This is a genomic window from Streptomyces sp. MCA2 (assembly GCF_023544705.1).
Taxonomy (GTDB): domain Bacteria; phylum Actinomycetota; class Actinomycetes; order Streptomycetales; family Streptomycetaceae; genus Streptomyces; species Streptomyces decoyicus.
Genome location: NZ_JAMJFM010000112.1, coordinates 1 through 4,425, shown reverse-complemented (window position 1 = coordinate 4,425; position 4,425 = coordinate 1). Strand labels below are relative to the sequence as shown.

Sequence of the window (4,425 nt, the reverse complement as noted above, 5' to 3'; positions counted from 1 at the left end):
TGGCGGATGTGGCTGCGTCCGCCACGTCCACTGCGTCCGCCGTGTCCGCCGCTTCCGTGGTGGTTCCGCCCTGTTGGGCAGCCGTCGCCTCCGGTCGTCCGGCGCCGAAGACGAGGCGGATGTTGTCGATGAGTCGTGTGCTGCCCACCTTGGCGGCGACCGCGAGGATGGCCTCGCCCTCGTACGCGTCCGGGACCTCGGTGAAGTCCGACGGGTCGACCAGGGCCAGGTAGTCGAGCGTGAGCGGCGGATCCAGACGGGCGGCGTCGTCCAGCACCGCGCGGGCCGCGGCGCGCGCCACCGCCGGGCCGTGCAGGACGCCCGCGGCGGCGTAGGCGACGGCGTGTGCGTCGGCGGCGGCCCGGTCCTCGCCGAGGGCGGCCAGCGCCGCGGCACGGTCCGGCGCCGGGTGGTGGCCCACGGAGGCGGCACGGACGCGCAGCGCCTCCTCGGCGGCGAGCCGGTCGCGGGCCGCGAACAGCGCCGCCGACAGCGCGAGCGCGGTGCAGCGCTCCGGGCCGGAGAGGTAGCGGTTGCGGCTGGAGAGGGCGAGTCCGTCTTCCTCGCGCACCGTGGGGACGCCGACGATCTCGACGGGGAAGTTGAGGTCGGCGGCCATCCGCGTGATGACCGCGAGCTGCTGGGCGTCCTTCTGCCCGTAGAAGGCGAGGTCCGGCGCCGTCAGATGCAGCAGCTTGGCGACGACGGTCAGCACGCCGTCGAAGTGCCCGGGGCGGCTGGCGCCTTCCAGGAGGGTGCCCATGGGGCCCGCGGCGATCCGGATCTGCGGTTCGCCGCCCGGGTAGACCTCGTCGACGGACGGGGCGAAGACCACGTCCGCGCCCGCCGCGGCGGCCAGCTCGACATCCGCGTCCAGGGTGCGCGGATAGCGGTCGAGGTCCTCCCCGGCACCGAATTGCAGCGGATTGACGAAGACCGTGACGACGACCTGGCCCTCGGGGCCGACCCGGTGGCGGGCGGCGCGGACCAAGGTGGCGTGGCCCTCGTGCAGAGCGCCCATGGTCATGACGACGGCGCGGGCACCGGTGCTGCGCGGCAGGTCGCGGAGGGCGGCGGCGGTGTGGACGAGGTGGGCGGCGTGGCTTGCGTCCGCGGGCGGGGCGGGGTGGCTTGCGTCCGCGGGCGGGGCGGGGTGGCTTGCGTCCGCGGGCGGGGCGGGGTGGCTTGCGTCCGCGGTCCGGGCCTGGTGGCCGGCGTCCACGGGCGGGGTGGGATGGCTCGCGTTCGCGGGCTGGTCCGGGTGGGGGCTCAGCGGCGAGGAGGTCATCGGTCGCCTTCCTCGGGGCCGTGGTCGGGGGCGTCGGGCGCGTCGGGGTCCGGGCCGGAGACGTCGGGGCCGCGGGGGTCGGAGTCCGGGCCGGACGTGTCGGGGGCGGAGGTGCCCGGTGCGGGGCCGGGGCCGTCGCCGTGGTCGGCGAGCACATCGAGCAGGTCCTCGGCCAGTTCCGGCTTCAGCAGACCGTGGTCCAGCGCCCGGTCCGCGGTCGTACGGGCCATGGCGACATACCCGGCGACGCTCTGCGGCGCATGCCGGCGCAGCTCCGCGATATGGGCGGCGACGGTGCCGGCGTCACCCCGTGCGACCGGGCCGGTCAGCGCCGCGTCACCGGACCGCAGCGCGTTGTCCAGGGCGGCGCCGAGCAGCGGCCCCAGCATCCGGTCCGGGGCCTGCACGCCCGCGTCGTGGAGCAGCTCCATCGACTGGGCCACGAGCGTGACCAGGTGGTTTGCGCCGATGGCGAGCGCCGCGTGGTAGAGCGGACGGGCTGATTCCGCGATCCACTCGGGCTCCCCGCCCATCTCGATGACCAGCGCTTCGGCGGCCATCCGCAGCTCGTCGGGCGAGGTCACGCCGAACGAGCAGCCGGCCAGCCGCTGGACGTCCACGGAGGTGCCGGTGAACGTCATGGCCGGGTGCAGGGCGAGCGGCAGGGCGCCGGCGCGGGTGGCCGGGTCCAGCACGGCGGTGCCGAACCGGCCGGAGGTGTGCACCAGCAGCTGGCCGGGCCGTACGGCGCCGGTCTCGGCGAGGCCGCTCACCAGGTCGGCGAGGGCGTCGTCGGGGACGGTCAGCAGAACGAGGTCGGCACGGGCGAGCACCTCGGCCGGGGTGACCAGCGGGACATCGGGCAGCAGCTCGGCGGCGCGTCGTACGGAGGCGTCGGAGACGCCCGACACGGCAACCGGGCGATGCCCTGCGAGCTGGAGCGAAGCGGCGAGGGCGGGCCCGACACGGCCCGCGCCGACGACTCCGACGGTCAGCCGGGCGGGGCGGTCCTGGGCCTCGGTGGGTGGCATTGCATTCACGCGGCGATGGCCTTCCGTTCCAGTCCGCGGGGGGTACCGGACGATTCATCGCCATGCTACGCGAGTGTTTCCGGCGGTATTCAGAGCTGTGCGGAAGGTGAGACGGGGGTCTCGCGCGGGAGTTATCCACAGGGGTCGCGGCGCCGCGCGGGACTGCGCCATGCTCGATGCAACGAAGCGCAGAAGAAGCGCAGAAAGCGTCAGGGAAACAGCAGCCAGGGGGCATATGAGGCGCATGGGGGAAGCGGACGGCGGCGTGACGGACTCGGGGTCTGAGTCGGGCTCGGGCTCGGGCTCGGGCTCGCGGGAAGTCTCGGGTGGCGATGCGGGGCGTATTACGGGCGGGGCGGTGCGGGAAAGCTCGGGGGGAACTGCTGGGCGTACTTCGGGGCGCGTGTCGGACGACGCTTCGGGCGGGGCGGCCGTGGATGGTCCAGGCAGTGCCACCGATCAGGCCTCGGAGGGCGCCTCGGGTGCCGCACAGGCCGGGACGAGTGCCGAGTCGGCGAAGCGGGCGCGGAGGCTGGCGGCCTTCCGCGGCTCGGAGCGCATGCTGGCGGGAGACGCGTCCCTGGAGACCCTCCGCGAGCGGCTGGACCGTCTGGTGGCCGATGCTCCGGCCGCGCACGACCTGGACAACCGGCCGGATTTCTACGGCAACGACGACAGCGTGGTCGGCGAGCTGGAACGCCGGACCGCCGACGCCCTGGGCACCGAGGCCGCCGCCTTCTTCCCGACCGGCACGATGGCCCAGCAGGTGGCGCTGCGCTGCTGGGCAGGGCGTACGGGCAACGCAACGGTCGCCGGCCATCATCTGTCGCATCTGGAGATGCATGAGCGCGACGCCTATGCGGTGGTCAGCGGGCTGCGCATGGTGCATCCGACGAACGCACCGCGACTGCCGACCGCCGCGGAGATATATGACCTGGCGGAGCCGTTCGGAGCCCTTTCTCTCGAACTCCCACTGCGGGAGGCCGGATTCGTCCTGCCGTCGTGGGACGAGCTGACCACGGTGGTGGCGGCGGCGCGGGACCGTGATGCGGTGGTGCACTTCGACGGCGCGCGACTGTGGGAGTGCGGCCCGCACTTCGGCCGTACGCTCCCGGAGATCGCGGCCCTCGCGGACAGCGTGTACGTCTCCTTCTACAAGTCACTGGACGGCATATCGGGCGCCGCGCTCGCGGGCACCGAGGACTTCGTCGAGGAGGCACGGGCCTGGCGGCACCGGTACGGCGGTCAGCTGTTCCAGCAGTGGCCGGCCGCGCTGGCCGCGCTGATCGGCATGGACCGTGAGCTGCCACGACTGCCGGAGTACGTGGCCCATGCGAAGGTCGTGGCCCGCGCGCTGGGCGAGGGCCTGGCCGAGGCCGGTGTCCCGTGGTTCAGGGTGCACCCGGAGGTGCCGCACACCCATCAGTTCCACGTGTGGCTGCCGCACCCGCCCGAGCTGCTCGACGAGGCCGTCCTGCGCCAGGCGGAGGAAACCAGGACAGCGGTGTTCCAGAGGTGGTTCGAGCCCACGCCGCCCGGCCCGCCCGGCGTGGCACTGACCGAGGTGACGGTTTCCGCGTCCGCCATGGACTGGACGGAGACAGAGATACGAGCGGCCACCAAGGAGTTCATGGACTCCGTGCGCCGCGTTGGGGGGTGAGGGCGCCGGGGGTGGGGTTGGCGTGGTCTTGAGGGGGGCTGGGCCTCGGGGCGGCGGTGAGGGCTGCGGCGGGGGGCCTGTGACTGCGGTGGGGCCCGCGGCTGCGGTGGGGCTCGGGGGCGGCCATGAGGCTCGGGACGCCGGGCCTTAGGGCTCAGGGCGACGGGCTGGGGGCGTCGAGCCTTGAGTGCAGGGCGGCGGGGCTTGGGCGCTGGGCGGTGGGCCTTGGGCTGGGGGCGCTGAGCCTTGGGCGCAGGGCGGCAGGCCTCGGGCGCTGGGCGGTAGGCCTTGGGCTGGGGACGACGAGCCTCGGGCGCTGGACGGTGGCCTTGGGATGGGGGCGGCGGGCCTTGGGCTGAGCTGGGGACGGGACGGGGCGAGGCTCCGGGCTCCGGGCTCCGGGCTCCGGGCTCCGGGCTCCGGGCTCCGGGCTCCGGGCTCCGGGC

Annotated in this window: 3 protein-coding genes; 1 reads left to right on the top strand and 2 read right to left on the bottom strand. The window is 74.6% G+C overall.

Annotation, left to right across the window (positions count from 1 at the left end):
* Together panC and M8I34_RS40975 are read right to left on the bottom strand one after the other, a co-directional pair.
* The coding region (gene panC, locus M8I34_RS40980; RefSeq protein ID WP_250058142.1) for a pantoate--beta-alanine ligase at window positions 1-1,288 on the bottom strand (1,288 nt) is incomplete at its 3' end.
* The gene (locus M8I34_RS40975) at window positions 1,285-2,328 is read right to left on the bottom strand and encodes a Rossmann-like and DUF2520 domain-containing protein (RefSeq protein ID WP_374211062.1); all 1,044 of its coding nucleotides are present in this window, start codon (window positions 2,326-2,328) and stop codon (window positions 1,285-1,287) included. The genes panC and M8I34_RS40975, both read right to left, overlap by 4 nt.
* Window positions 2,329-2,722: 394 nt before the next feature.
* On the opposite strand from M8I34_RS40975, the gene M8I34_RS40970 reads away from it, so the two are divergent.
* A complete protein-coding gene (locus M8I34_RS40970) occupies window positions 2,723-3,979 on the top strand; it encodes a low specificity L-threonine aldolase (RefSeq protein ID WP_374211061.1) in 1,257 nt (418 codons plus the stop codon).
* Window positions 3,980-4,425: the final 446 nt, after the last annotated feature.